Source organism: Pseudomonas sp. HY7a-MNA-CIBAN-0227, from assembly GCF_040310325.1.
Taxonomy (GTDB): Bacteria; Pseudomonadota; Gammaproteobacteria; order Pseudomonadales; family Pseudomonadaceae; genus Aquipseudomonas.
Window position 1 is genome coordinate 1 of the sequence record NZ_JBEOPT010000047.1, and the last position, 379, is coordinate 379.

Sequence of the window (379 nt, forward strand, 5' to 3'; positions counted from 1 at the left end):
GTGTAAAACCCGGGAGTTCATAACGGCGGCGAACCAGCTCTTCAATGAGGATGTTGATGATGTCGGGTAGTTCCTGCTTCGAGGTGGCGGCTTGATGAGCGACCTCGTCCAGCCACTGATCGCCCTCGGCATCCAGCACCTGAATGCCCAGATGCACGCGAAGCCGCTGCTGGTGGCGTGGTTTGCTGCCGGATTGGTCGTAACGCTGCAGGGCGACCTTGGCGGGAACTCGCAATCCTGCAAGGCGGCAGATATGTTCAAGGATTGCCGGTGGCGTGGCTGCGAGTGGAAGGAAATAGCCGAGCCGTTGCAGGAGTTTCAGCTGGATCAGGAGGCAGACGCGCGTAGGGGCTTGCCGATACCAGCCAAAGATCAAGAC

1 protein-coding gene is annotated in these 379 nt (G+C 59.4%); it reads right to left on the bottom strand.

The annotated features are described in order from the left end of the window. Positions 1-379, bottom strand: a 379-nt coding sequence (locus tag AAEZ06_RS26900) for a DUF4158 domain-containing protein (RefSeq protein ID WP_350617113.1), incomplete at both ends; no start/stop codon positions are given.